Below are 26,568 nucleotides of genomic sequence, written 5' to 3'. Positions count from 1 at the left end.
CTGAGGGTACGGCCGGTTGGTCGAACCTTCGCGATGCCGGCCCCAGTGAACTTGATTCTTTGGATCAGGGTGATGGGTGGCTGGTCGTTGCTTGAGAACTACACAGTGGACGCGAGCATCTGTGGCCAAGTTTTTAAGGGCGCACGGTGGATGCCTTGGCACCAGGAACCGATGAAGGACGTGGGAGGCCACGATAGTCCCCGGGGAGCCGTCAACCAGGCTTTGATCCGGGGGTTTCCGAATGGGGAAACCCGGCAGTCGTCATGGGCTGTCACCCATGCCTGAACACATAGGGCATGTGGAGGGAACGAGGGGAAGTGAAACATCTCAGTACCCTCAGGAAGAGAAAACAACCGTGATTCCGGGAGTAGTGGCGAGCGAAACCGGATGAGGCCAAACCGTATGCGTGTGAGACCCGGCAGGGGTTGCGCATGCGGGGTTGTGGGATCTCTTTTTCACAGTCTGCCGGCTGTGAGACGAGTCAGAAACCGTATGGATAGGCGAAGGACATGCGAAAGGTCCGGCGTAGAGGGTAAGACCCCCGTAGCTGAAATTCATGCGGCTCGTTTAAGAGACACCCAAGTAGCACGGGGCCCGAGAAATCCCGTGTGAATCTGGCGGGACCACCCGCTAAGCCTAAATATTCCCTGGTGACCGATAGCGGATAGTACCGTGAGGGAATGGTGAAAAGTACCGCGGGAGCGGAGTGAAATAGTACCTGAAACCGTGTGCCTACAAGCCGTGGGAGCGTCGGACATAGCTTGCTATGTCTCGTGACTGCGTGCCTTTTGAAGAATGAGCCTGCGAGTTTGCGGTGTGTTGCGAGGTTAACCCGTGTGGGGAAGCCGTAGCGAAAGCGAGTCCGAATAGGGCGATTCAGTAGCACGCTCAAGACCCGAAGCGGAGTGATCTAGCCATGGGCAGGTTGAAGCGGAGGTAAGACTTCGTGGAGGACCGAACCCACCAGGGTTGAAAACCTGGGGGATGACCTGTGGTTAGGGGTGAAAGGCCAATCAAACTCCGTGATAGCTGGTTCTCCCCGAAATGCATTTAGGTGCAGCGTCGTGTGTTTCTTGCCGGAGGTAGAGCACTGGATAGGCGATGGGCCCTACCGGGTTACTGACCTTAGCCAAACTCCGAATGCCGGTAAGTGAGAGCACGGCAGTGAGACTGTGGGGGATAAGCTCCATGGTCGAGAGGGAAACAGCCCAGAGCATCGACTAAGGCCCCTAAGCGTACGCTAAGTGGGAAAGGATGTGGAGTCGCAGAGACAACCAGGAGGTTGGCTTAGAAGCAGCCACCCTTGAAAGAGTGCGTAATAGCTCACTGGTCAAGTGATTCCGCGCCGACAATGTAGCGGGGCTCAAGCGTACCGCCGAAGTCGTGTCATTGCAGCAATAGGGCCAACGCCCGCTGTGATGGGTAGGGGAGCGTCGTGTGCCGGGTGAAGCAGCCGCGGAAGCGAGTTGTGGACGGTTCACGAGTGAGAATGCAGGCATGAGTAGCGATACACACGTGAGAAACGTGTGCGCCGATTGACTAAGGGTTCCTGGGTCAAGCTGATCTGCCCAGGGTAAGTCGGGACCTAAGGCGAGGCCGACAGGCGTAGTCGATGGACAACCGGTTGATATTCCGGTACCCGCTTTGAAACGCCCAATATCGAGCCCATTAATGCTAAGGCCGTGAAGCCGCCCTGGAGCCTTCGGGCAAAGGGGAGTGGTGGAGCCGCTGACCCAAGGTGGTAGTAGGTAAGCGATGGGGTGACGCAGGAAGGTAGTCCAGCCCGGGCGGTGGTAGTCCCGGGGTAAGGGTGTAGGCCGTGTGGTAGGCAAATCCGTCACACATTAAGGCTGAGACCTGATGCCGAGCCGATTGTGGTGAAGTGGATGATCCTATGCTGTCGAGAAAAGCCTCTAGCGAGTTTCATGGCGGCCCGTACCCTAAACCGACTCAGGTGGTCAGGTAGAGAATACCGAGGCGTTCGGGTGAACTATGGTTAAGGAACTCGGCAAAATGCCCCCGTAACTTCGGGAGAAGGGGGGCCACGTCTGGTGATCGGATTTACTCCGTGAGCTGGGGGTGGCCGCAGAGACCAGCGAGAAGCGACTGTTTACTAAAAACACAGGTCCGTGCGAAGCCGTAAGGCGATGTATACGGACTGACGCCTGCCCGGTGCTGGAACGTTAAGGGGACCGGTTAGCTCTGTTTCGACAGGGCGAAGCTGAGAACTTAAGCGCCAGTAAACGGCGGTGGTAACTATAACCATCCTAAGGTAGCGAAATTCCTTGTCGGGTAAGTTCCGACCTGCACGAATGGCGTAACGACTTCTCGACTGTCTCAACCATAGGCCCGGTGAAATTGCACTACGAGTAAAGATGCTCGTTTCGCGCAGCAGGACGGAAAGACCCCGGGACCTTTACTACAGTTTGATATTGGTGTTCGGTTCGGCTTGTGTAGGATAGGTGGGAGACTTTGAAGCCGTGACGCCAGTCATGGTGGAGTCGCCGTTGAAATACCACTCTGGTCGTGCTGGATGTCTAACCTCGGTCCGTGATCCGGATCAGGGACAGTGTCTGATGGGTAGTTTAACTGGGGCGGTTGCCTCCCAAAGGGTAACGGAGGCGCCCAAAGGTTCCCTCAGCCTGGTTGGCAATCAGGTGTTGAGTGTAAGTGCACAAGGGAGCTTGACTGTGAGACCGACGGGTCGAGCAGGGACGAAAGTCGGGACTAGTGATCCGGCGGTGGCTTGTGGAAGCGCCGTCGCTCAACGGATAAAAGGTACCCCGGGGATAACAGGCTGATCTTCCCCAAGAGTCCATATCGACGGGATGGTTTGGCACCTCGATGTCGGCTCGTCGCATCCTGGGGCTGGAGTCGGTCCCAAGGGTTGGGCTGTTCGCCCATTAAAGCGGTACGCGAGCTGGGTTTAGAACGTCGTGAGACAGTTCGGTCCCTATCCGCTGTGCGCGTAGGAATATTGAGAAGGGCTGTCCCTAGTACGAGAGGACCGGGACGGACGAACCTCTGGTGTGCCAGTTGTCCTGCCAAGGGCATGGCTGGTTGGCTACGTTCGGGAGGGATAACCGCTGAAAGCATCTAAGCGGGAAGCCTGCTTCGAGATGAGTATTCCCACCTCCTTGAGAGGGTAAGGCTCCCAGTAGACGACTGGGTTGATAGGCCGGATGTGGAAGCCCAGTAATGGGTGGAGCTGACCGGTACTAATAGGCCGAGGGCTTGTCCTCAGTTGCTCGCGTCCACTGTGTTAGTTCTGAAGCAACGAACGGTTGCTGGTTTCTTGAGCTAGAACACAACTACAGAGTGTGCTTGTTCGCTCGAAACCGATAGGGTTTCGGTGGTCATAGCGTTAGGGAAACGCCCGGTTACATTCCGAACCCGGAAGCTAAGCCTTTCAGCGCCGATGGTACTGCAGGGGGGACCCTGTGGGAGAGTAGGACGCCGCCGAACAATATTTCAGGACCCCTGGTCCCAGCGTTCACGCTGGGATTGGGGGTCCTTTTGTTTTTCCCTGAATTTTTCTGAAGCGCGTCGGGGTGCCGGCTGCGCGAGAATGACTGCAGTACCCGAAGACAGGAGTCACGTCGATGTCCACCAACTCTCCCGACGACCGTCCGGAGCGCGAGCCGCGCCGCCGTGAGGGTGGCGACCGTGGCGGCTTCCGTGGGCCGCGCCGTGACGACAACCGTGGCGGAGGCGGTGGCGGCGGCTACCGTGGCCGCGACGACCGTCCGTCCTTCCGCCGCGACGACCGCCGCGACGACAACCGTGGCGGCGGCAGCGGTGGCGGTTTCCGCCGTGACGACCGTCCCTCTTCCTCGTACCAGCGTGACGACCGTCGTGACGACAACCGCGGTGGCGGCGGTGGCGGTGGCTACCGTGGCCGCGACGACCGTCCGTCCTTCCGCCGTGACGACAACCGCGGTGGCGGCAGCGGTGGCGGCGGCTTCCGTCGCGACGACAACCGTGGTGGCAGCGGTGGCGGTGGCTACCGTGGCCGTGACGACAACCGTGGCGGCGGCAGCGGTGGCGGTTTCCGCCGTGACGACCGTCCGTCCTCCTCGTTCCAGCGTGACGACCGTCGTGACGACAACCGCAGTGGTGGCGGTGGCGGTGGCTACCGTGGCCGCGACGACCGTCCGTCCTTCCGCCGTGACGACAACCGCGGTGGCGGCGGCGGTGGCGGCGGCTTCCGTCGCGACGACAACCGTGGCGGCGGCAGCGGCGGTGGCTTCCGCCGTGACGACCGTCCGTCCTCCTCGTACCAGCGTGACGACCGCCGCGACGACAACCGCGGTGGCGGCGGTGGCTTCCGTCGCGATGACAACCGCGGTGGCGGCAGCGGTGGCGGTTTCCGCCGTGACGACAACCGTGGCGGCGGCAGCGGTGGCGGTTTCCGCCGTGACGACCGTCCGTCCTCCTCGTACCAGCGTGACGACCGTCGTGACGACAACCGCGGTGGCGGCTTCCGTCGCGACGACCGGCGTGACGACAACCGCGGCGGCGGTGGCTTCCGTCGCGACGAGCGTCCGTCCTCCTCGTACCAGCGTGACGACCGCCGCGACGACAACCGCGGCGGTGGCGGTGGCTTCCGTCGTGACGAGCGTCCGTCCTTCCGCCGCGACGACCGGCGTGACGACAACCGCGGCGGCGGTGGCTTCCGTCGCGACGAGCGTCCGTCCTCCTCGTACCAGCGTGACGACCGCCGCGACGACCGTCCCTCCTCGTACCAGCGCGATGACCGCCGTGACGACAACCGCGGTGGCGGTTTCCGCCGCGACGACCGGCGTGACGAGCGGCCCCGTGGGCCGCGTCGTGACGACGACCGGCGTGGTGGCGGTGGCTTCCGCGGCCGCGACGACCGTCGGGACGACCGGGGCGGCTACCGTGGGCCGGGCCGTGACGACCGCGGCGGCTTCGGGCGCCGGGACGACCGGGACCGTCCGGACCGCGCGCCGGTCAAGCGCCTGCCGATCCCGCCGGAGGTCACCGGTGACGAGATCGACCCCGATGTGCGCCAGGAGCTCATGAGCCTGCCCAAGGGGCTGGCCGAAGAGGTCTCCCGCAACCTGGTCATGGTCGCCCAGCTGATCGACGAGGAGCCGGAGAAGGCGTACGAGTACTCGCGCATCGCCCTGCGGCTCGCCTCCCGCGTCGCGGCCGTCCGTGAGGCCGCCGGCTTCGCGGCGTACGCGACGCAGAAGTACTCCGAGGCGCTGGCCGAGTTCCGGGCCGCGCGGCGGATGACCGGCAGCGTCGAGCTGTGGCCCGTCATGGCGGACTGCGAGCGCGGTCTGGGCCGTCCCGAGCGTGCGCTCGCGATGGCCGGCGAGCCCGAGGTGCAGAAGCTGGACAAGGCCGGGCAGGTCGAGATGCGGCTCGTGGCCGCCGGTGCCCGCCGGGACATGGGGCAGCTCGACGCGGCCATCGTGACCCTGCAGAGCCCCGAGCTGGCGTCCAACGCCAACCACCCGTGGACCGCCCGACTGCGCTACGCGTACGCGGACGCCCTGCTGGCGGCCGGCCGCGAGCGCGAGGCGCGCGAGTGGTTCGCCAAGGCGCTGGAGTCCGACAAGGACGGCTCCACGGATGCCTCCGACCGGCTCGCCGAGCTGGACGGCGTCGAGTTCGTCGACGCGTTCGAGGACGACGACGAGGACGTCGCGGACGAGGCGCCCGAGGTCGAGGACGTCGAGGACGACGTGTTCGAGGACGAGGACGTCGAGGACGGCGACGAGGACGAGGACGAGTTCGACGACGAGGACCGCGAGGTTCGCGACGTCCGTGAGGACCGCGACGTCCGTGAGGACCGTGAGGACCGCGACGTCCGTGAGGACCGCGACGACGCCTGACGGCTGAGTGCATGACGAAGGGCGCACCCCCGGCGTGGGGTGCGCCCTTCGTCATGTCCGGGGTCAGTCGAGGGCCAGGCTCCGCAGGACCAGGCCCGTCGCCGGCTTGGGGCCGAAGGAGGTCGACTTGCGGGGCATCGTGACTCCCTGGCGGGCGAGGTCGCGGACGACCTCCTCCTTCACCGGGTGCATCAGGACCGCCGTACCGCCGCGGCGCACCGCCTGGGCGACGGCGGCCTCCGTGTCGTGGATGTAGGCGATGTCCTCGGGCTCGTCCGGGATGTGCCAGACGTGGTCCAGGAGGGTGGAGTGCAGGACCGTCGCGTCCAGGGTGCGCCAGGCCTCGGGGCGGTCCGTGCGGATGGTGCGGGCCAGCAGCGCGGGGTCGGGCCGGTCGAGGAGGTGGAAGGTCCCGTCGCCGGCGAGGAGGAAGGCGTTGCCCTCCGCCGTGGCCGCCGCGAGGGCTTCCTGGGCCGCGGCCAGGGGGCCGTCGACGCGCGTCACGCGGAAGGCGTCGCCCACGGCCGCCAGCGCTCCGGCGACCGGGAGGCGGTTGAGGAGGCGGTGGATCGCGCGGACCCGCAGCGGGTAGCGGGCCGTGTCGATGAGCAGGACCAGGCCGTAGTTCCACGGACCGGGCGCGGCGTGCTCCTCGCGCAGGCGCAGATACGTGGCCCAGCGGTGGTGGCCGTCGGCGATCAGGGCCTGGTGGCGGCCCAGCTCGGCGGCGACGGCGGCCAGGTCGGCCGGGTTGGTGACCGCCCAGAGGCGGTGGTGGAAGCCGTCCTCGGTGGTGGTCGAGAGCAGCGGCTCGCGCTCGACGGTGCGGTCGATCACGCTGCCGGCCCCGTCGCCGTCGCCGCGGTACGTCAGGAGCAGGGGCTCCAGGTTGGCGGCGGTGGTGCGCATGAGGGCGGCGCGGTCCTCGACGACGTGCGGCATCACGTCCTCGTGGGGGAGGACGACGCCCTCGCCGGGCGCGGACAGCTCCAGGGCGCCGATGAGGCCGCGCTGGAGGATGCCGTCGCCGCGCTGCTCGTACACGTAGATCGCGGGGTCGGGGTCCGGGGCGAGGATGCCGTCGGCGAGCCAGCGGTCGAGGGTGACGGCGGCCTTGCGGTGGCGGGTGCCGGCGGTGATGGCCTGGGGGAGGATCAACCGCACGATGTTGTGCGGGTCGGCGGACTCGAGGTGCTGGAGTCCGTCAGGTCGTACGACGACGTCGTACGGAGGCGAGGTCACGGCCGCCAGGCTGCCCACGCGCGCGGGCACGTACCGGAGGCCCCGGAACGGGGCCAGGCGCAGTCCTGGGGCGCGGACGTCATCGGCCGCGTGACCTGAAGTGTTCATCTCGTCATCGTATGTGGCCGGTAGCGATGAGCGATGATCGGGGGAGCGAGGGAATTTCACCCGTTGACGTGAGGAGTACGTGGTCATGACGGGAATCGGCCAGGGCCGGCACAGCAGGATTCGGCCGAGTGGCAGTGCGGTCGCGCTGAGCGAGGCGTACGACACGGCGCTGCTCGACCTGGACGGGGTCGTCTACGCGGGCGGGCAGGCCATCCCGTACGCCGTCGAGGCACTGGGCACGGCCCGGGCGGGCGGGATGCACCTCGCGTACGTCACCAACAACGCGCTGCGGACGCCGCAGGCGGTGGCGGAGCACCTGACCGAGCTCGGGGTGCCGGCGGAGGCCGGTGACGTGATCACCTCGGCGCAGGCGGTGGCCCGGCTGATCGCGGACGAGCTGCCGCCCGGTTCGCGGGTGCTGCTGATCGGCGGCGAGGGGCTGCGGGTGGCGCTGCGCGAGCGGGGCCTGGTGCCGGTCGAGTCGGCGGACGACGACCCGGCGGCGGTGGTGCAGGGTTACGGCGGGCCCGAGCTGCCGTGGGGGCGGTTCGCGGAGGCGAGCTATGCGGTGGCGCGGGGGCTGCCCTGGTACGCCTCGAACACGGACCTGACGATTCCGGGCGCACGGGGGATCGGCCCGGGGAACGGTGCGGCGGTGGAGGTCGTGCGGATCGCGACCGGGGCCGAGCCGAAGGTCGCGGGGAAGCCGTTGCCGCCGATGCACCGCGAGACGGTGCTGCGGACCGGGGCCGAGCGGCCGCTGGTGGTCGGGGACCGGCTGGACACCGACATCGAGGGGGCGTTCAACGGGAGCGTGGACTCGCTGCTCGTGCTGACCGGTGTCACGGACCTGGGGCGGCTCCTCACGGCGGTGCCGGAGCACCGGCCGACGTATCTGTCGGCCGACCTGCGGGGACTGCTCGTGCCGCAGCCGGAGGTGGCCGAGGGGGCCGAAGGGGCGTTCCTGTGCGGTGGTTGGACGGCCTCGGTGAGCGGTGGTGCGCTCGTGGTGGAGGGCGCGGGGGAGTCGCTGGACCCGTTGGACGGCGCGCGGGCGCTGTGCGCCGCGGCCTGGGCGGACGCGGGCGCGGGGGCGTGCGGCCTGGACGCCGGAAAGGCGCTGGGGCGGCTGGGGCTGGGGTGACGGGCGGGGCCGGACGGGGCCCAGGTGGGGGTCGGGCCGCAGATCCGGCGGCCGCGCGAAATCCCCTTGCTCCCACCGATGGGAGGGTAGGCTAACCTAACCTCGTGTTGGTCGAGAGTCCCTCCCGTGCGAGCGCGGAGCCGGTGGGCCCTGTCCGGAAACCGTCGCGCCGCAATTCCCTGCGTGCCGTCGGACTGGTCGTGGCCGTCGGTGTCCTGCTGCTGGTCTGTGTCCTGAGCATCATGATCGGTGCCAAGCCGGTGCCGCTCGGCGATGTGTGGCACGGGCTGTTCCAGAACAGCGGCATCCGCAACGACGTCGTCATCCACGACGTCCGCGTGCCCCGCACCCTCCTCGGGCTGCTCGTCGGCCTGGCCCTGGGCCTGTCCGGCGCCGTCATGCAGGGGCTCACCCGCAACCCGCTCGCCGAGCCCGGACTGCTCGGCGTCAACGCGGGCGCCGCCGCCTCCGTCGTCTCCGCGATCGCGTTCCTCGGGGTCACCGACCCCGACACGTACGTCTGGTTCGCGTTCGTCGGCGCCGCGGTCGTCTCCGTCGTCGTCTACGTCCTCGGCGGCAGCCGCAGCGCCACGCCCGTGCGCCTCGCGCTGGCCGGGACGGCGGCCACCGCGGCGCTGTACGGGTACGTCAACGCCGTACAGCTGCTCAACTCCGCGGCCCTGGACCGGCTGCGCTTCTGGACGGTCGGCTCGCTCGCCTCCGCCACCATGGACACCGTCGGGCAGGCCGCGCCCTTCATCCTGGTCGGCACCGTGCTCGCGCTGCTCATCGCCCGGCCGCTGAACGCCATGGAGATGGGCGACGACACCGCCCGTGCCCTCGGCGCCCACCTGAACCGCACCCGGATCGTCGCCATGGTGTCGGTCACGCTGATGTGCGGGGCCGCGACCGCCGCCTGCGGGCCGATCGTCTTCCTCGGCCTGATGGTCCCGTACATCGTGCGGTCGATCACCGGCCCGGACATGCGCTGGATCCTCCCGTACGCGGCCGTCCTGTCGCCCGTGCTCCTGCTCGGCTCCGACATCATCGGCCGGGTCGTCGCCCGGCCCTCCGAACTCCAGGTCGGCATCGTCACCGCGCTCGTCGGCGGGCCCGTCTTCATCCGTCTCGTCCGCCGCAAGAGGATGGCCACGCTGTGAGCACCAAGACCCTGCGGACCGGCGGCGGCCTCTCCGTACGGTACGAGCCCCGCGCGCTCGTCTCCGTCCTCGGCCTGCTCGTGCTGTCCGCCGCCGCCGCGGTCGTCCTCATCGGCAGCGGCGACTTCCCCATCGCGCCCGGCGACGTGGTCGCCACCCTGCTCGGACACGGCACGCCCGTGCAGGAGTTCGCCGTGATGGACCTGCGGCTGCCGCGGGTCCTGGTCGCCGTCTTCGTCGGCGCCGCCCTCGGCGTCGGCGGCGCGGTCTTCCAGTCCGTCTCCCGCAACCCGCTCGGCAGCCCCGACGTCATCGGCTTCGGCCAGGGCGCCAGCGTCGGCGCGCTCGTCGTCATCGTGCTCTTCCAGGGCAGCGCCGCCGCCGCCGCGGGCGGCGCGATCGTCGGCGGACTCGTCACCGGCGTCGTGATCTACCTGCTGGCCTGGAAGCGCGGCGTGAACGGCTACCGGCTGGTGCTCATCGGCATCGGCGCCGCCGCCATGCTCACCGCCGTCATCCACTACCTCATCACCAAGGCGCAGCTCGTCGACGCCACCCGGGCCATCGTCTGGATGACCGGCTCGCTCGACGGCCGCGACTGGGCCCAGTTCTGGCCGCTGTTCGGCGTCAGCTGCCTGCTGCTGCCGGTCGTCCTCGGCCACGGGCGGGCGCTGCGCATGCTGGAGATGGGCGACGACGCCGCGTACGCCCTCGGGGTGAAGGTCGAGCGGACCCGGATCGTGCTCCTGGGCTCGGCCGTGCTGCTCGTCGCCGTCGCCACCGCCGCCGCGGGACCGATCGTCTTCGTCTCCCTCAGCGCCCCCCAGCTGGCCCGCCGGCTCACCCGCTCGCCCGGCCCCAACCTCGCCGCCTCCGCGCTCATGGGCACGGCCCTGCTGCTCGTCGCCGACTGGGCCGCCACGCACGCCTTCGGCGAGCGGCAGCTGCCGGTCGGTGTCGTCACCGGCGTCCTCGGCGGCTGCTATCTGCTCTGGCTGCTGGTCAGCGAGCGCAAGGCGGGCCGGATATGACCCTCCGGCAGGACGCCCCCGGGCGGGGCACGACCAAGCGGAACACCAACAGGAGCAAGGGCGGGAGCACGGGTATGAACGGGCAGCAGGAGACGCAGCGGCTGATGGCCGAGTCGGTCACGCTCGCCTACGACCAGCGGGTCATCGCCCGCGACCTCAGCGTCGCGATCCCCGACAACTCCTTCACGGTCATCGTCGGCCCCAACGCCTGCGGCAAGTCCACCCTGCTGCGCGCCCTCTCCCGGATGCTCAAGCCCAGCCAGGGGCGGGTCCTGCTCGACGGGCAGGCGATCCACTCGCTGCCCGCCAAGAAGGTCGCCAAGACCCTCGGCCTGCTGCCGCAGTCCTCCATCGCCCCCGACGGCATCACCGTCGCCGACCTCGTCGCCCGCGGCCGCTACCCCCACCAGGGGCTGCTGCGCCAGTGGTCGCCCGAGGACGAGCGGATCGTGCAGGAGTCGATGGCCTCGACCGGGGTCGCCGAACTCGCCGAACGGTACGTCGACGAGCTCTCCGGCGGTCAGCGACAGAGGGTCTGGATCGCCATGGCCCTCGCCCAGCAGACCCCGCTGCTGCTGCTCGACGAGCCGACCACCTTCCTCGACATCCAGCACCAGATCGACGTCCTCGACCTGTGCGCCGAACTCCACGAGAACCAGGGCCGCACCCTCGTCGCCGTCCTGCACGACCTCAACCACGCCGCCCGTTACGCCACCCACCTCATCGCCTGTCGCGACGGCGAGGTCGTCGCCGAGGGGCCGCCGTCCGAGGTGGTCACGGCGGAGCTCGTCGAGCGGGTCTTCGGGCTCCGCTGCCAGGTCATCGAGGACCCGGAGACCGGCACGCCGCTGGTCGTGCCGGCGGGGCGCAAGGCGCGGGCGGTGCGCAAGCCCGTGGCGGCCCCGCAGGCCGCGGTGCCGGAGCCCGCGCCGGCGACCTGAGGCACCGGGAGTGCCGGGGCCGGCCGTGGGGGCGGCTCGGACCGGTCGTCTGGGCCGCTGGGGCCGGCCGTCCGGACCGGCTGGAGGGGCGTCTAGAGCAGCGACCGCAGTCGCAGCAGGTCGCGGAAGCCCGCCTCCAGGCCGACCCGGCCCGAGGCCCAGGCCTTCGCGAAGTTCAGCTCGCCGTCCACCATCGCCACCAGGTCGTCCCCGGTCATCCGCAAGCGGATCTGGGCCTTGCCGGGCGGCGGGCCCGCGACGGTGTCCTCGACCTCGATCCGGCCGTCCACGAGACGGCCGGTGAAGGTCGTGTCGAGATCGGTCAGGTGGCAGCTCAGGGTGCGGTCGAACGCGGCGGCGCCGCGCACCCCGTCGTCCGCCCGCGCGAGGTTGTCGGAAAGTCTGCTCAGTGCGCCGCGGCACTCCGTGATCGTCGCCATCGCCGTCGACGGTACCCCAGTGCTTCGCGATAGCGTCGGGGCATGAGTGACGCGCACCCGAACCCCGCCGGTGCCGGGCGGGCCGACGGCGACCCGGCCGGCCTCGACGAGGACCGTCCCGCGCCGGGCCACGGCCCGCGGGCGGAGCCGCCGGCCGACGCCTCGGCGGACCCGTCGGCGGACCCGTCGGCGGACCCGTCGGCGGGCCCGTCGGCGGACCCGGAGGGCGACCCGTACGAGCCCGCCGGACCCGCGCCGCTCGGCGTCGGGCGGACCCCCACCGGGCGGCCCGCCGTCGACGCGCTCCTGGACCGGCTCGGCGACGCCGACCACCTCACGGCCGACGGACACCTCGACGTGTACGAGGATGTACACCGTGGGCTGCGCGCCGAGCTGACCTCGCTCGACGAGCGCCCCGCCCCCCGTCCGTACGACAACAGGAGCTGAACCGAACGTGGCAGGAGTGGTCCGCCGCCGTCTCGACGCCGAGCTGGTACGGCGCAAGCTGGCGCGCTCGCGCGAGCACGCCAGCCAGCTGATCGCCGCGGGCCGGGTGACCGTCGGCAAGACCGTCGCCACCAAGCCCGCCACCCAGGTGGAGACCGCCGCGGCCATCGTCGTCTCCCAGGACGACGCCGACCCCGACTACGTGTCCCGCGGCGGGCACAAGCTGGCCGGCGCGTTCGCCGCCTTCGTGCCGCAGGGGCTCCGGGTGGAAGGCCGCCGCGCCCTCGACGCGGGCGCCTCCACCGGCGGCTTCACCGACGTCCTGCTGCGCGCCGGCGCCGCCCACGTCGTGGCCGTCGACGTCGGCTACGGGCAGCTCGCCTGGTCGCTGCAGAGCGACGAGCGCGTCACCGTCAAGGACCGCACCAACGTCCGCGAGCTGACCCTCGACGCCATCGACGGGATCCCCGTCGACCTCGTCGTCGGCGACCTGTCCTTCATCCCGCTGGGCCTCGTGCTGCCCGCCCTCGCCGCCTGCACCGGGCCCGGCGCCGACCTCGTCCTGATGGTCAAGCCGCAGTTCGAGGTGGGCAAGGAGCGGCTCGGCACCGGCGGAGTCGTCCGCAGCACCGAACTGCGCGCCGACGCCGTCAAGAACGTGGCCCGGCGGGCGGCCGAGCTGGGACTCGGTGTCCTCGGCGTCACGGCGAGCCCGCTGCCCGGGCCCTCCGGCAACGTCGAGTACTTTCTGTGGCTGCGGGCCGGGGCGCCCGCGCTGGATCCGGCGGACGTCGACCGCGCCGTGGCGGAAGGACCTCGTTGAGCACTGGTTCGAGCACCTCGACCGACAACACCCGTACCGTCTTCCTGCTCGCGCACACCGGCCGGCCGGCCGCCGTGCGCAGCGCCGAACTCGTCGTCCTCGGGCTGCTCCGCAGCGGCATCGGGGTCCGCGTCCTGGAGGCGGAGGCGGCCGACCTGCCGCTGCCGCCGTCCGTCGAGAAGGTCCCGGAGGCCTGCTCCGACGCGCTCGACGGCTGTGAACTCCTCGTCGTCCTCGGCGGCGACGGCACCCTGCTGCGCGGCTCGGAGTTCTCCCGCGCCTCCGGGGTGCCGATGCTCGGGGTCAACCTCGGCCGGGTCGGCTTCCTCGCCGAGGCCGAGCGCGACGACCTCGACAAGGTCGTCGACCGGGTCGTGACCAAGGCGTACGAGGTCGAGGAGCGGATGACCCTCGACGTCACCGTCTACCAGAACGGCGACGTCCTGCACCGGGACTGGGCGCTCAACGAGGCGGCCGTGCAGAAGGTGTCCCCGGAGCGGATGCTGGAGGTCGTCCTCGCCATCGACGGGCGGCCGGTGACCGGCTTCGGCTGCGACGGCGTCATCTGCGCGACGCCGACCGGCTCGACCGCGTACGCCTTCTCCGCCGGCGGGCCGGTGATCTGGCCCGAGGTCGAGGCGCTGCTCATGGTGCCGATCGGGGCGCACGCCCTGTTCGCCAAGCCGCTGGTCACCACGCCCGACTCGGTGCTCGCCGTCGAGGTCGAGCCGCACACCCCGCACGGGGTGCTGTGGTGCGACGGGCGGCGGACGGTGGAGTTGCCGGCGGGCGCCCGGGTCGAGGTCCGGCGCGGCGCCGTCCCGGTCCGGCTCGCCCGGCTGCACCACGCCTCCTTCACCGACCGGCTGGTGGCGAAGTTCGCCCTGCCCGTGTCGGGCTGGCGCGGCGCGCCGCACTGACGGCGGCCGGTCCGGAGGTCCACTCCGGTGGGTGACACAAGGCCCCTCCGACCTGCGGGTTCGCCTTCGGTCGGCAGGGGCCGTCGCACAGCGGTGCTCCGACCTCGTATGGTCTTCTCCGTGTTGGAGGAGATGCGGATACGGTCGCTCGGAGTCATCGACGACGCTGTGGTCGAGCTGTCGCCAGGGTTCACGGCGGTGACCGGTGAGACCGGTGCGGGCAAGACCATGGTCGTGACCAGCCTCGGGTTGCTGCTCGGCGGGCGCGCCGACCCGGCGCTCGTACGGATCGGGGCGGCTGCCGCCGTCGTCGAGGGGCGCATCGCGCTGCCCGCGGGCGCGCCGGTCGCCGCGCGCGCCGAGGAGGCGGGCGCCGAGCTCGACGACGGCGCGCTGCTCGTCAGCCGCACCGTCTCGGCCGAGGGGCGCTCCCGCGCGCACCTGGGCGGGCGCTCCGTCCCCGTGGGACTGCTCGCCGAGCTCGCCGACGAGCTGGTGGCCGTGCACGGCCAGACCGACCAGCAGGGCCTGCTGAAGCCGGCCCGGCAGCGCGGCGCCCTCGACCGGTACGCGGGCGACGCCGTCGCCGTGCCGCTCGGTGCCTACGGCGAGGCGTACAAGCGCCTGCGGGCCGTCACCGCCGAGCTGGAGGAGATCACCACCCGGGCCCGGGAGCGGGCCCAGGAGGCCGACCTGCTGCGCTTCGGCCTCGGTGAGATCGAGGCCGTCGCACCGCTGCCCGGCGAGGACGCCGAACTGGCCGCCGAGGCGGAGCGGCTCGGCCACGCCGAGTCCCTGGCCTCCGCCGCCGCCCTCGCGCACGCCGCGCTCGCGGGCCAGCCCGAGGACCCCGAGGCCGTCGACGCGACGATGCTCGTCGCGGGCGCGGGCCGGGCCCTGGAGGCCGTACGGGCGCACGACCCGGCGCTGGCCGCGCTCGCCGACCGGATGGGGGAGATCTCCATCCTGCTCTCCGACGTCGCGGGCGAGCTCGCCGGATACGCCGACGACCTGGACGCCGACCCGCTGCGGCTCGCCGCCGTCGAGGAGCGGCGCGCCGCGCTCACCCAGCTCACCCGCAAGTACGGGGCCGACATCGCGGCCGTGCTCGCCTGGGCCGAGGAGAGCGCCACCCGGCTCACCGAGCTGGACGGCGACGACGAGCGCGTCGACGAACTGACCGAGGAGCGGGACCGGCTGCGCGACGAGCTGTCGGTGCTCGCGCAGCGCCTCACCGACGCCCGTACGGAGGCGGCGGCCCGCTTCGCCGACGCCGTCACCGCCGAACTGGCCTCGCTGGCCATGCCGCACGCGCGGGTGTCGTTCGCGATCCGGCAGACCGAGGACCCCGAAGGCGTCGAGGTCGGCGGCCGCCGGGTCGCCTACACGCCGTCCGGCGCCGACGAGGTCGAGCTGCTGCTCGCCCCGCACCCGGGCGCCCCGCCGCGGCCGATCGCGAAGGGCGCGTCCGGCGGTGAGCTGTCCCGGGTGATGCTCGCGGTCGAGGTCGTCTTCGCCGGGACGGACCCGGTGCCGACGTACCTCTTCGACGAGGTCGACGCGGGCGTCGGCGGCAAGGCGGCCGTCGAGATCGGGCGCCGCCTCGCCAAGCTGGCGAAGACCGCGCAGGTCGTGGTCGTCACCCACCTGCCCCAGGTGGCGGCCTTCGCCGACCGGCAGCTGCTCGTGGAGAAGACCAACGACGGCTCCGTCACCCGCTCCGGCGTCACCGTCCTGGAGGGCGAGGACCGGGTCCGGGAACTGTCCCGGATGCTCGCGGGCCAGGAGGACTCCGAGACCGCGCGGGCGCACGCCGAGGAGCTCCTCGCGACGGCGCGGGCCGACGCCTGATGGGCCGGCTCGGCGGCTTCGCCGTGGCGGCCGGGGTGTCCCGGGGCGTCTACGAGGGGTTGCGGCGGCTGCGCGACCCCCGCTGGGAGCGCACCAACCACGCCGGGCAGGGCGTCCCCCTGCACGCGGGACCCGCGACCGCCCTGGGCGCCGCCGCCGGTGCCGTCGCCGGGGCGGGGGCCGGTGGGGCTCCCGTCGCCCTGGCCGTGCTCGCCGCCGGGGCGTGCGGGGCCTACGACGACGTCCGGGGCGACGACCGGCGCGGGTTCCGGGCGCATCTGGCGGCGCTGCGGGACGGTGAGGTGACCAGCGGGGCCGTCAAGCTGCTCGGGATCGGCGCCGCCTCCCTGGTGGCCGGGGCGCTGCTCAAGGAACGTCCGCTCGACAAGGTCCTCGCCGCGACCGTCATCGCCGGTACCGCCCACCTCGTCAACCTGGCCGACGTACGGCCGGGCCGGGCCGGGCTCGTCGTGCTCGCGCTCGGCGCGCCCGGGCTGCTGCGGGGGCCGCAGGCCGCCGCGCCCATGGGGGCCGTGGCGGTCGTCCTCGGCGACGACCTCGCCGAGGAGACCATGCTGGGCGACACCGGCGCGCACGCCCTGGGCGCGGCCGTCGGCGCGGCCGTCGCGGCCGGGAACGGGCGGTTCGGGCTGGCCGTCCACGCGGCGGGTCTGGTCGCGGCGGCGGTGTACGGGGAGCTCGCCGGCTGAGGCCGCGCGTGCCGGGCCACGCGAGGGCCCGACGTCACCCGTGTGGGTGATCCCCGTCGGTAAGTTGAGGCGCCCGACACGGCAACGACGTCACTTCGGTGCCGGAACGTGCGTACGGACTGGCATCCTTGGGCGCGTGACTCAGCTCCGTACGGTCCAAGTGCTCGGCGGCGGCAGCGCGGGAAGCAGCGCGCACGTCAGATCACTTGCCTCGGGGCTGGTGGCGAGGGGCGTGCGGGTGACCGTGTGCGCCGCGCCCGAACTCGACCACGCCTACGACTTCGTGGGCGCCGGCGCGCACTTCGTGCCGACCCCGCGCCACGGCGGGCCCACGGCGGTCGCCGCGCTCCGTAACGTCGCCATCGGCGCGGACGTCGTCCACGCGCACGGCCTCGACGCGTCCGTGCGGGCCGCGCTCGCCCTGTCGGGCGGAGGGCCCCGGATGCCGCTCGTGACGACCTGGCACACCCGCAGCCAGCTGGCCGGGGCACGGGCCGGGCTCGTCCGGCTCCTGGAGCGAAGGACCGTACGGGCGGCGGCCGTCGTGCTCGCCACCTCCTCGGAGCTGGTCGACCGCGCGCGGCGGCGCGGCGCCCGGGACGCCCGCCTCGCGCCGGTGACCGTGCCGGCCTCACGCGCCCCCGTCTGCCTGCACGACGGCAAGGCGCGGGCCGAACTCGGCGCGGTGGCCCGCCCCTTGCTCATGGCGGTGGGCGCGCTCCAGCCGGGGCGCGGGTACGGGATGCTGCTCGACGCGGCGCGCGTGTGGCGGGACCTGGATCCGCAGCCGCTGCTGGTGATCGCGGGGGAGGGGCCGGAGCGGGCGGCGATGCAACGGCGGATCGAGGCGGAGCGGCTCCCCGTCCGGCTCATCGGACGCCGCGAGGACGTGGCGGAGCTGCTCGCGGCGGCGGACGTCGCCGTCCTGCCGTCCCGCTGGGAGGCCCGCTCCCTGCTGGCGCAGGAGGCCCTCCGGCTCGGCGTCCCCCTCGTGGCGACGGCCGTCGGAGGCGTGCCGGAACTCGTCGGCGACGCGGCCGAGCTCGTGCCGTACGGGGACGCGGAGGCGCTGGCCGGCGTCGTCCGGGAGCTCCTGGACGACGCCGAGCGACGGATGGACCTGGCGGCGGCGGGGCGGGTGCAGGCGCGGACGTGGCCGACGGAGGACGAGACGATCGCGCACGTCCTGAGCGTGTACGACGAACTCTCGGGGCGATAGCCCACGCTGCCGCGTGCCGCGTGCCGCGTGCCGCGTGCCGCGTGCCGCGCCCTGCGTGCTGCGCCCTGCGTGCCGCCTGCCGCGTACCGCCGTGGGCCTCCGCCCCGCCTGGTGGCTCCGGCCCGCGCCCCCTCCACCCCCACCCCCCGTGTGGGCAATCGTCCCGCAGGGCGGGACGGGTGGGCACACGGGACGGCGCCCTCAGCGGCGCCTCCGCTCCCAGTGCCTTGGCCCGCACCCCAGCGCGCCGCACAGGGGGCGGGGCTGCAGGCGCGGAAGCCCAGGCTCGGCAGGGGGCGCCGTTCCGTTGTGCCCACAACGGGGGGTGGCCGGAAACCGCGGCTACGTCGTGTGGCGGCGGGCGCGGAGGGCCAGGGAGAGGGCCAGGACCGTCTGGGGGTCGTCCAGGTCCGTGCCCAGGAGTTCGGAGATGCGGGCCAGGCGGTTGTAGAGGGTCTGGCGGTTGAGGTGGAGCTCGCGGGCCGTCTCCGCCTTGCGGCCCGCGTGGGCCAGGTAGGTCTCCAGGGTGGGGAGGAGCGGCGGCCGGGACGTCCGGTCGTGGTCGCGGAGGGGCCCGATCGCCCGGTCCACGAAGGCCGCCAGGTCCGGATGGTCCCGCAGGCGCCACAGCAGCAGGTCGGTGTCGAGCCGCCGGGCGTCGTACCAGGGCAGCTCCGACAGGCCCTGCGCCGCCGTCGCCGTCTCCGCCGCGTGCCGCAGGCCCGCCGACGCGGCGGCCCAGCCGCCCGCGACGCCCACCACGACGACCGGCGGGTGCACGCCGGACCGCTCCAGGCCGGCCCGCTCCACGCCCGCCCGCAGCGCCGCCGCGACCCGGTCGGCGACCGCGGTGCGCTCCGACTCCGAGCGCAGGCCGAGGAGGAGCGGCACCCGGCCCTCCACCGGGCGGACGCCCAGCAGGACGGGGACGCCGACGGAGGAGAGCTCCTCCAGGACGGCCCGGGCGAGCAGCGCCCAGTTGCCGGACGCGGACAGCTCGGAGGCCAGCCGCATGACCACCGGCAGCAGCGGGCCGTCGCCGGGCTTGAAGCCGAGGACCCGGGCCTGCGCGGGGGCGTCCTCGGCCGAGATGCGCCCCTCGGCGAGGTCGGTCAGGAAGTCGCCGCGGCCGCGGGCCGCGAGCTCCTCCTCCTGCCGGGCCTGCATCAGGACGACCGCGAGCAGCCCGGCGGCCCGCTCGGCGGCCATCCGGTGCACGGGGGCGAGCGGGCTGGAGACGGCGAGCAGGACCAGGCGGGCCCGCACGCTGCCCGAGCCGGGGCCTCCGCCGGGCACGTCGACCAGGACGGAGCCGACCGGCGGCCCGGACTCGCGGGCCGCCCGCTGTCCGCGCAGCCCGTCCCAGACCTGGAGCGGGTCCGCGGGCTCGGACTCGGTGCCCGCCGCGTACAGGAGCTGTCCGTCGGCGGTCTCCAGGAACACCGGGTTGACGGAGAAGTCGGCGAGGATCCGCAGCACCTGCGGCACCCCGCCGCCGCCGAGCAGCGCCTCGGTGCACTGCCGGTGGACCTCCTCGGCCTGGCGCTCGAGCGCGTAGTGGCCGTTGACGATCTCGGTGTGGATCTCCTCCGTGACGGCGACGAAGGGGACCTCGCGGTGCAGCTGGACCAGGGGGAGCCCGGTCGCCCGGGCGGTCTCCACTATCGTCGCCGGGAGCCGGGCGAAGCGCGGGCCGAGCTCGACGACGAGGGCCGCGATGCCCCGCTCGGCGAGCCGCCGCACGAAGGCGCGCTGCTCGGCCGGCCGGGTGCCGAGCCCGAGCCCCGTGGTGAGCAGCAGCTCGCCGCCCTTGAGCAGCGAGGCGATGTTCGGCACCTCGCCGGCGTGCACCCAGCGCACGGTGCGGTGCAGCCGGTCGGCGCCGGCGACGACCTCCGGGAGCCCGCTGCGCAGGCCCGGCAGTTCGAGGGCCCGCTGCACGGTGATCCCGCCCTGATTGTCCATGGGGCCGGACGCTACCCGCGTACGGGTTCCGGGGACATCACCGGGGCGTTACCGGAACCGACGCATCGCCCACCAGGGCGACAACTCGTCGCTCCATGGCGGGATTTGCGCGACCGCCTGTCGATTGTGGCCTACATCACTCGGGAGGATGCTCTCGCGGCATGGCAGAGAACCCCACCCCAGAGGTCCACCGGCTCAAGGCGGACTCGGTCGGTCTCGTCGGAGTCGTCTTCATGGCGGTCGCCACGGCGGCCCCGATCACGGCGATGACCGGCAACCTCCCCATCGCCGTCGGTTTCGGCAACGGCGTCGGCGCCCCGGCCGGCTATCTCTTCGCGACCGTCGTCCTGACCGTCTTCTCGGTCGGATACGTGGCCATGGCGAAGCGGATCACCGCCGCCGGCGCCTTCTACGGCTTCATCTCGCACGGCCTCGGCCGGATCGCCGGCATGGCCTCCGGCATGCTCGCCGTCCTCGCGTACATCGTCTTCGAGGCCTCGATCGTCGGCGTCTTCGCCTACTTCGCCCAGACGACGGTGGCGGACCAGCTCGGCGTGGACCTGCCGTGGGTCGGCTACGCGGCGGTGATGCTCGCGATCACCGCCGTCCTCTCGTACTTCGACATCAACCTCACCGCCAAGGCGCTCGGCGTGATGCTGGTGGCCGAGATAGCGGTGCTGTTCGCCGTCGCCACCGCCGTCCTGATCGCCGGCGGGGGCCCGGACGGCATCCCGCTGGAGCCGGTCAACCCGAAGAACGCCTTCACCGGCGCGTCCGCCGGGCTCGGCCTCTTCTTCGCCTTCTGGTCGTGGGTGGGCTTCGAGTCGACCGCGATGTACGGGGAGGAGTCCCGCGACCCCAAGCGGGTGATCCCCAGGGCGACGCTGATCTCCGTCGTCGGCGTCGGGCTCTTCTACATCTACGTCTCCTGGATGACGATCGCCGGCAACGGTCTGGCCGGTTCGGTCAAGCTGTCCGCCTCCGCCAGCCCCCTCGACCTGTTCTTCGCGCCGACCCAGTCCTTCATCGGCGCCTGGGCCGTCGACGCCTTCCAGTGGCTGCTGCTCACCGGCTCCTTCGCCTGCGGCATGGCCTTCCACCAGTGCGCCTCCCGCTACCTGTACGCCATCGGCCGCGAGGGCTTCCTCCACCCGGCGCTCGGCCGCACCCACGCCCGGCACGGCTCGCCGTACATCGCCTCCTTCGTGCAGAGCGTCATCGCCGTCGCCCTCGTCGGCGCCTTCTGGCTCACCGGCCAGGACCCCTACATCCACCTCTACACGCTGCTCGCCATCCTCGGCACGATGGCGATCCTCATCGTGCAGACCCTCTGCTCCTTCGCCGTCATCGGCTACTTCCGCAAGAACCACCCCGAGGACCGGCACTGGTTCAGGACGCTGACCGCCCCGCTCCTCGGCGGCATCGGCATGACCGCCGTCGTCGTCCTGCTCGTGATGAACATGCAGACGGCGGCCGGCCTCGCCGCCGACTCCCTCTTCTTCGAGGCCATCCCGTGGATCGTCGGCGTCGTCTTCCTCGGCGGCCTGGGCCTCGGCCTCTACCTCAAGGCCCGGCGCCCCGAGCGCTACGAGATCATCGGCCGGATCGTCCTGGAGGACGCCGCCGAGCGCGCCGACGACACCACCGGGCCCGTCCCCGCCGCCGTACCGCAGAGCTGATCCCTCCCACCCGGACGATCACCAGGAGCGCCCCATGGCACGCACCAACCCGATGCACCTCCTGAAGACCCTGGCCGCCGAACACGCCGCGGCCCGGCGCCTCGGCCTCCCCGTCGACGAGCTGCGCGGCCTGCGGGCCGACGGCCCCGGCCGGCGCACCCTCCTGAAGTACGCGGCCGCCGCCGGACTCGCCGTCTCCGCCGGTACGGCCCTGCCCGCCGCGGCCGCCACGCCGAGCCCGCCGGTCAGGGACGGCGCCCGTGTGGCCGTGGTCGGCGCCGGCATCGCCGGACTCACCGCGGCCCTCACCCTCCAGGACGCGGGCCTCGCCCCCGTCCTCTACGAGGCCAACCCCGACCGCGTCGGCGGCCGGATGTGGACCCAGCGCGCGCACTGGGCGTACGGGCAGACCTCCGAGATCGGCGGCGAGCTCATCGACACCGGCCACAAGAAGATCCTGGAGCTCTGCCGCCGCTTCGGCCTGGCCACCGAGGACTTCCTCGGCGGCGGACCCAACGGGGCCGAGGAAGTCCTGTGGTTCGGCGGCGCCTACTACCCGCGCGCCCAGGCCGACGCCGACTTCAACGCCGTCTACCAGGCGCTCCGCCGCGACGTGTCGGAGGCGGGCGAGGTGTTCTGGAACCGGACCACGCCCACCGGCACCGCGCTCGACGACATGTCGCTGTACGAGTGGATCGAGAGGCGCGTGCCGGGCGGCCACGCCGCGCCGCTCGGGCGCTTCCTCGACGTCGCCTACAACGTCGAGTACGGGGCCGACACCACCGACCAGTCCGCGCTCGCCCTGGTCCTGCTGATGGGCTACCAGACCAATCCGGGCAACTTCAACGTGTGGGGCCTGTCCAACGAGCGCTACCACGTCGTCGGCGGCAACGACCGGCTCCCCCACGCCGTCGCCGGGGCCCTGAACCCGGGCACCCTGCGGATGGGCTGGTCCCTCGACGCCGTACGGGCCGAAGCCGACGGGACCCAGACGCTCACCTTCACCGAGGCGGGCGCCACCCGGACCGTCACCGCCGACCACACCGTCCTGTGCGTGCCGCTGCCCGTCCTCCAGCGCCTCGACCTGACCCGGGCCGGCTTCGACCCGCTCATGACCGACCTGCTGCGGGACGCCCGGATGGGCCACTGCACCAAGCTCAACATGCAGTTCGCCACCCGCCCCTGGCGCGGCACCGGCCCCTGGCCCGGGGTCTCGGCCGGGGACTGCTTCACCGACACCGAGGTCCAGCAGACCTGGGACACCACCAAGGTCCAGGGCGGCACCGGCGGCATCCTCCTCCAGTACGGCGGCGGCAGCCTGGCCCGCTCGCTCACCCCGGCCACGCCCTTCGCCACCGAGTCCGACCCGTACGTGCGCGGCCTGGTCACCCGTCACCTGGCGGGCATCGACGCCTTCTTCCCCGGCACCTCCCGGGCGTACACGGGCCGCGCCCAGCTCTCCGCCTGGCACCGCAACCCGTACGCGCTGGGCGCCTACTCGTACTGGCCGGTGGGCTACCTCCACCGCTACGCCGGCTACGAGGGGGTCGCCCAGGGCCGGATCCACATCGGCGGCGAGCACTGCTCGTACGACTTCCAGGGCTTCATGGAGGGCGGGGCCACCGAGGGCGAGCGGGCCGCGAAGGAGGTGATCGCGGCCCTGCGGTGAGCGGTCAGGAGGCCGGCGCGATGTTGTGGTTGAAGCGGAAGACGTTGTCGGGGTCGTAGTCGGCCTTGACCCGGGCCAGCCGCCGGTAGTTGTCGGCGCCGAAGCCCTCGACCACCCGCTGCCGGCCCTCGTCGCCGGTGAAGTTGAGGTAGACGGCTCCGGTCGACCACGGCTGCGCGTCGGCCCGCACGTCCCGCACCCACCGGACGGCCCGGTCGTCGTCGGCCGGGTCCTCCCACACGGCGAACGGGTGCAGCGCCCACTTCGCGGTACGCCACGGGATCGGGTAGTCCGCCGGTCCCGCGGCCAGCCGCCCGCCCATCGGGAACAGCACGTGCTGCATGCCGGACGGCACGATCATGTCGTCGGCGCGGGCGCAGAAGGCGTCGACGGCCTCGTCGGGGAGGCCGGTCAGATACTCGGCCGACCAGTAGTTCCGCATCCCCGGAGGGTCGTCGAGCATGCACTGGAAGTCGGCGTACGGCATGTCCATCAGCAGCTCCACCGACGGCTTCAGCGCGTACAGCGGCGCCGCCAGCTCCCGCGCCCGTTCCGCGGGCCCGGCGTACGTCACGAGCGCCCCGGCCAGCAGCGTGCCCTGCAGCTCGTCCGGGATGAACGGCTCGGGCGGCGCGTTGAGGTAGATCCCGCCGCCGCCCGCCTCGTCCGGCGCGTCGGCCAGCACGTCCCGGTACGCCCGGATCACCTCGGGTCCGGCGTCGCTCGGGAAGAGCAGCATCACGAAGCCGAACTCCGGCAGCGGGTGCACCCGCAGCGTCAGCGAGGTCACCACGCCGAAGTTCCCGCCGCCGCCGTGCAGCGCCCAGAACAGCTCGGGGTTCTCCTCGGCGTCCGTGTGGACGTGCTTGCCCTCGGCGGTGATCAGCTCCGCGGCGAGCAGGTTGTCGCAGGCGAGCCCGAACTTCCGCTCCAGCCAGCCGGAGCCGCCGCCCAGCGTGAACCCGCCGACCCCGGTCGTGGACGCCCGGCCGCCGGTCACCGCCACCTGGAACGGCTGGCAGGCGCGGTCGAGGTGGCTCATCGTGGCGCCGCCCGCCACCCGGGCCGTCATGTGCTCGGGATCGGCCACCACCGCGTGCATCCGCCGCAGGTCCACCACGAGGCCGCCGTCGTTGAGCGCCGAACCGGCGACGCTGTGGCCGCCGCCGCGCACCGCGATCGGCAGTCCCGTCTCGCGGCCGAACAGCACCGCGTTGGCGACGTCCTCCGGAGTGGCGCACTGGGCGATCACGGCGGGACTCCGGTCGATCATCGCGTTGAAGACGACCCTGGCCTCGTCGTAGCCGGGATCGCCGGGTGTGAACACCTCGCCCGCCAGGTCCTCGCGCAGGCCCGCGAGGGCGCCGTCCGGAACGGTGGTGGTGTGGGGAGCCATGGGATGCCCCCCTTCCGTGGGGGGACAGGACACCTTCATCGTAGGGCGGTGGCCCGTCCCCCGCGTGTCGGCGCTCGCGGGTGGGGTCAGCCCCCGTACGCGCCCGAGGCCGTCAGCCGCAGCGCCGTGTCGATCAGCGGGACGTGGCTGAAGGCCTGCGGGAAGTTGCCCACCTGCCGCTGGAGCCGGGGGTCCCACTCCTCGGCGAGCAGCCCCAGGTCGTTGCGGAGCGAGAGCAGCCGCTCGAACAGCTTGCGGGCCTCGTCGACCCGGCCGATCATCGCCAGGTCGTCGGCGAGCCAGAACGAACAGGCCAGGAACGCGCCCTCGTCGCCCTCCAGACCGTCCACGCCCGCCTCGTCGCCCGCGGTCGGGTAGCGCAGCACGAAGCCGTCCTCCGTGGACAGCTCCCGCTGGATCGCCTCGATCGTGCCGATCACCCGCTTGTCGTCCGGCGGCAGGAAGCCCATCTGCGGGATCAGCAGCAGCGAGGCGTCCAGCTCCTTGGAGCCGTAGGACTGCGTGAACGTGTTGCGTTCCTTGTCGTAGCCCTTCTCGCAGACGTCCCGGTGGATGTCGTCGCGCAGCTCGCGCCAGCGCTCCAGCGGGCCGTCGGCGTCACCGGACTCGATCAGCTTGATCGTGCGGTCCACCGCCACCCAGGCCATCACCTTGGAGTGCACGAAGTGCCGGCGCGGGCCGCGCACCTCCCAGATGCCCTCGTCGGGCTGGTCCCAGTGGGTCTCCAGGTAGTGGATCAGCTTCAGCTGGAGCAGCGAGGCGTAGTCGTTGCGGGACAGACCGGTCATGTGCGCCAGGTGCAGGGCCTCGGTGACCTCGCCGTACACGTCGAGCTGGAGCTGGTTGGCGGCCCCGTTGCCGACCCGGACCGGGCCGGAGTTCTCGTACCCCGGCAGCCAGTCCAGCTCCGCCTCGCCGAGCTCCCGCTCGCCGGCGATGCCGTACATGATCTGCAGGTTCTCCGGGTCGCCGGCGACGGCGCGCAGCAGCCAGTCCCGCCAGGCGCGGGCCTCCTCGCGGTAGCCGGTGCGCAGCATCGAGGAGAGGGTGATCGCCGCGTCCCTGAGCCAGGTGTAGCGGTAGTCCCAGTTCCGTACCCCGCCGATCTCCTCCGGCAGGGAGGTGGTCGGCGCGGCGACGATCCCGCCGGTCGGCGCGTAGGTGAGCGCCTTCAGAGTGATCAGGGAGCGGACCACGGCCTCCCGGTAGGGGCCGTGGTACGTGCAGTGGTCGACCCAGTCGCGCCAGAACTCGGCGGTCGCCGCGAGCGAGCCCTCCGGGTCCGGCAGCGGCGGCGGCTCCTTGTGCGAGGGCTGCCAGGAGAGGGTGAAGGTGATCCGTTCGCCGGGGGTGACGGTGAACTCGGAGTAGGTGGTGAGGTCCTTGCCGTGGGTCTCGGCGTCGGTGTCCAGCCACACGGAGTCGGGCCCCGCCACGGCCACCGTGCGCTCGCCGACCTTGTGCACCCAGGGCACCACCCGGCCGTAGCTGAACCGCATCCGCAGCACGGAGCGCATCGGCACCCGGCCGGTGACGCCCTCGACGACCCGGATCAGCTGCGGGGCCCCGTCGCGCGGGGGCATGAAATCGGTCACCCGGACCGTGCCGCGCGGGGTGTCCCACTCGGACTCCAGGACGAGCGAGTCGCCGACGTAGCGGCGGCGGTCGGCATGTGGCGCCGACGCGCCCTCGGGTCCGGCGGGGCCGACCCGCCAGAAGCCGTGCTCCTCGGTGCCGAGCAGTCCCGCGAAGACGGCGTGCGAGTCGAAGCGGGGCAGGCAGAGCCAGTCGACACTGCCGTCCCGGCAGACCAGTGCGGCGGTCTGCATGTCTCCGATGAGTGCGTAATCCTCGATGCGCCCGGCCACGTGCTCCACTCCAGATCGAACGGCCACGTCGCCCGTGGGGCGACGTCCTACAGGTCAGCGGTCAGGG

At 71.9% G+C, this 26,568-nt stretch carries 18 protein-coding genes and 2 rRNA genes; 15 read left to right on the top strand and 5 right to left on the bottom strand.

Annotated elements, in window-relative coordinates; translation table 11 throughout:
• Positions 1-123: 123 nt before the first annotated feature.
• The 3 genes from OG309_RS08490 to OG309_RS08480 all read left to right on the top strand — a co-directional run bounded on the left by OG309_RS08490 (position 124) and on the right by OG309_RS08480 (position 5,867).
• Positions 124-3,242: ribosomal RNA gene (locus OG309_RS08490) — 23S ribosomal RNA — on the top strand.
• Between the two features lie 106 nt (positions 3,243-3,348).
• Positions 3,349-3,465, top strand: a 5S ribosomal RNA gene (gene rrf, locus OG309_RS08485).
• Positions 3,466-5,042: 1,577 nt separating this feature from the next.
• Complete coding sequence (locus OG309_RS08480) at positions 5,043-5,867, top strand: hypothetical protein (protein WP_329428221.1); 825 nt, start codon at positions 5,043-5,045, stop codon at positions 5,865-5,867.
• Between the two features lie 63 nt (positions 5,868-5,930).
• On the opposite strand, the gene OG309_RS08475 is transcribed toward OG309_RS08480, so the two are convergent.
• Positions 5,931-7,217: a DUF1015 domain-containing protein gene (locus OG309_RS08475; RefSeq protein ID WP_329419443.1), complete on the bottom strand. Its 1,287-nt coding sequence runs from the start codon at positions 7,215-7,217 to the stop codon at positions 5,931-5,933.
• 85 nt (positions 7,218-7,302) lie between these two features.
• Here OG309_RS08475 and OG309_RS08470 point away from each other — a divergent pair, with 85 nt between their 5' ends.
• From OG309_RS08470 to OG309_RS08455, 4 genes are all read left to right on the top strand, one after another.
• The gene (locus tag OG309_RS08470; protein ID WP_329419441.1) at positions 7,303-8,361 is read left to right on the top strand and encodes an HAD-IIA family hydrolase; all 1,059 of its coding nucleotides are present in this window, start codon (positions 7,303-7,305) and stop codon (positions 8,359-8,361) included.
• A 200-nt stretch (positions 8,362-8,561) separates the two neighbouring features.
• Entirely contained in the window at positions 8,562-9,521 is a 960-nt protein-coding gene (locus tag OG309_RS08465) for a FecCD family ABC transporter permease (RefSeq protein ID WP_329419439.1), read from the top strand.
• Entirely contained in the window at positions 9,518-10,552 is a 1,035-nt protein-coding gene (locus OG309_RS08460; protein WP_329419438.1) for a FecCD family ABC transporter permease, read from the top strand. The genes OG309_RS08465 and OG309_RS08460 overlap by 4 nt, the downstream gene beginning before the upstream one ends.
• A 74-nt stretch (positions 10,553-10,626) precedes the next feature.
• The gene (locus OG309_RS08455; protein WP_329428219.1) at positions 10,627-11,493 is read left to right on the top strand and encodes an ABC transporter ATP-binding protein; all 867 of its coding nucleotides are present in this window, start codon (positions 10,627-10,629) and stop codon (positions 11,491-11,493) included.
• Between the two features lie 92 nt (positions 11,494-11,585).
• On the opposite strand, the gene OG309_RS08450 is transcribed toward OG309_RS08455, so the two are convergent.
• Positions 11,586-11,933, bottom strand: coding sequence for an SCP2 sterol-binding domain-containing protein (locus tag OG309_RS08450; protein ID WP_329419436.1), 348 nt, complete (start codon positions 11,931-11,933; stop codon positions 11,586-11,588).
• A gap of 42 nt (positions 11,934-11,975) precedes the next feature.
• Here OG309_RS08450 and OG309_RS08445 point away from each other — a divergent pair, with 42 nt between their 5' ends.
• The 6 genes from OG309_RS08445 to OG309_RS08420 all read left to right on the top strand — a co-directional run bounded on the left by OG309_RS08445 (position 11,976) and on the right by OG309_RS08420 (position 17,903).
• Positions 11,976-12,380, top strand: a complete 405-nt coding sequence (locus tag OG309_RS08445; protein WP_329419435.1) for a hypothetical protein — start codon at positions 11,976-11,978, stop codon at positions 12,378-12,380.
• A gap of 7 nt (positions 12,381-12,387) precedes the next feature.
• Positions 12,388-13,203 (top strand): TlyA family RNA methyltransferase, encoded by an 816-nt coding sequence (locus OG309_RS08440; RefSeq protein ID WP_329419433.1) that lies wholly within the window; start codon positions 12,388-12,390, stop codon positions 13,201-13,203.
• Positions 13,200-14,123, top strand: a complete 924-nt coding sequence (locus OG309_RS08435; protein WP_329419432.1) for an NAD kinase — start codon at positions 13,200-13,202, stop codon at positions 14,121-14,123. The genes OG309_RS08440 and OG309_RS08435 overlap by 4 nt, the downstream gene beginning before the upstream one ends.
• Before the next feature lie 108 nt (positions 14,124-14,231).
• Entirely contained in the window at positions 14,232-15,974 is a 1,743-nt protein-coding gene (gene recN, locus OG309_RS08430) for a DNA repair protein RecN (RefSeq protein ID WP_329419430.1), read from the top strand.
• A complete protein-coding gene (locus tag OG309_RS08425; protein ID WP_329419429.1) occupies positions 15,974-16,684 on the top strand; it encodes a hypothetical protein in 711 nt (236 codons plus the stop codon). Before recN ends, OG309_RS08425 begins: the two co-directional genes overlap by 1 nt.
• Before the next feature lie 136 nt (positions 16,685-16,820).
• Positions 16,821-17,903 (top strand): glycosyltransferase family 4 protein, encoded by a 1,083-nt coding sequence (locus tag OG309_RS08420; protein ID WP_329419428.1) that lies wholly within the window; start codon positions 16,821-16,823, stop codon positions 17,901-17,903.
• Positions 17,904-18,245: 342 nt separating this feature from the next.
• On the opposite strand, the gene OG309_RS08415 is transcribed toward OG309_RS08420, so the two are convergent.
• Positions 18,246-19,868: a PucR family transcriptional regulator gene (locus OG309_RS08415; RefSeq protein ID WP_329419427.1), complete on the bottom strand. Its 1,623-nt coding sequence runs from the start codon at positions 19,866-19,868 to the stop codon at positions 18,246-18,248.
• 161 nt (positions 19,869-20,029) lie between these two features.
• Here OG309_RS08415 and OG309_RS08410 point away from each other — a divergent pair, with 161 nt between their 5' ends.
• Both OG309_RS08410 and OG309_RS08405 read left to right on the top strand, forming a co-directional pair.
• Positions 20,030-21,547: an APC family permease gene (locus OG309_RS08410; protein WP_329419426.1), complete on the top strand. Its 1,518-nt coding sequence runs from the start codon at positions 20,030-20,032 to the stop codon at positions 21,545-21,547.
• 34 nt (positions 21,548-21,581) lie between these two features.
• Entirely contained in the window at positions 21,582-23,216 is a 1,635-nt protein-coding gene (locus OG309_RS08405) for a flavin monoamine oxidase family protein (protein WP_329419424.1), read from the top strand.
• Between the two features lie 4 nt (positions 23,217-23,220).
• On the opposite strand, the gene OG309_RS08400 is transcribed toward OG309_RS08405, so the two are convergent.
• Together OG309_RS08400 and OG309_RS08395 are read right to left on the bottom strand one after the other, a co-directional pair.
• On the bottom strand, positions 23,221-24,612 hold the full coding sequence (locus OG309_RS08400; RefSeq protein WP_329419422.1) for an FAD-binding oxidoreductase: 1,392 nt from the start codon (positions 24,610-24,612) through the stop codon (positions 23,221-23,223).
• Between the two features lie 86 nt (positions 24,613-24,698).
• Positions 24,699-26,501: a glycoside hydrolase family 15 protein gene (locus OG309_RS08395; RefSeq protein WP_329419420.1), complete on the bottom strand. Its 1,803-nt coding sequence runs from the start codon at positions 26,499-26,501 to the stop codon at positions 24,699-24,701.
• Between the last annotated feature and the right edge of the window lie 67 nt (positions 26,502-26,568).

The sequence above is a fragment of the Streptomyces sp. NBC_01268 genome, from assembly GCF_036240795.1.
GTDB lineage: Bacteria > Actinomycetota > Actinomycetes > Streptomycetales > Streptomycetaceae > Streptomyces.
The sequence above is the reverse complement of the archived record's forward strand: the minus strand, read 5'-3'. Positions and strand labels throughout refer to the sequence as shown.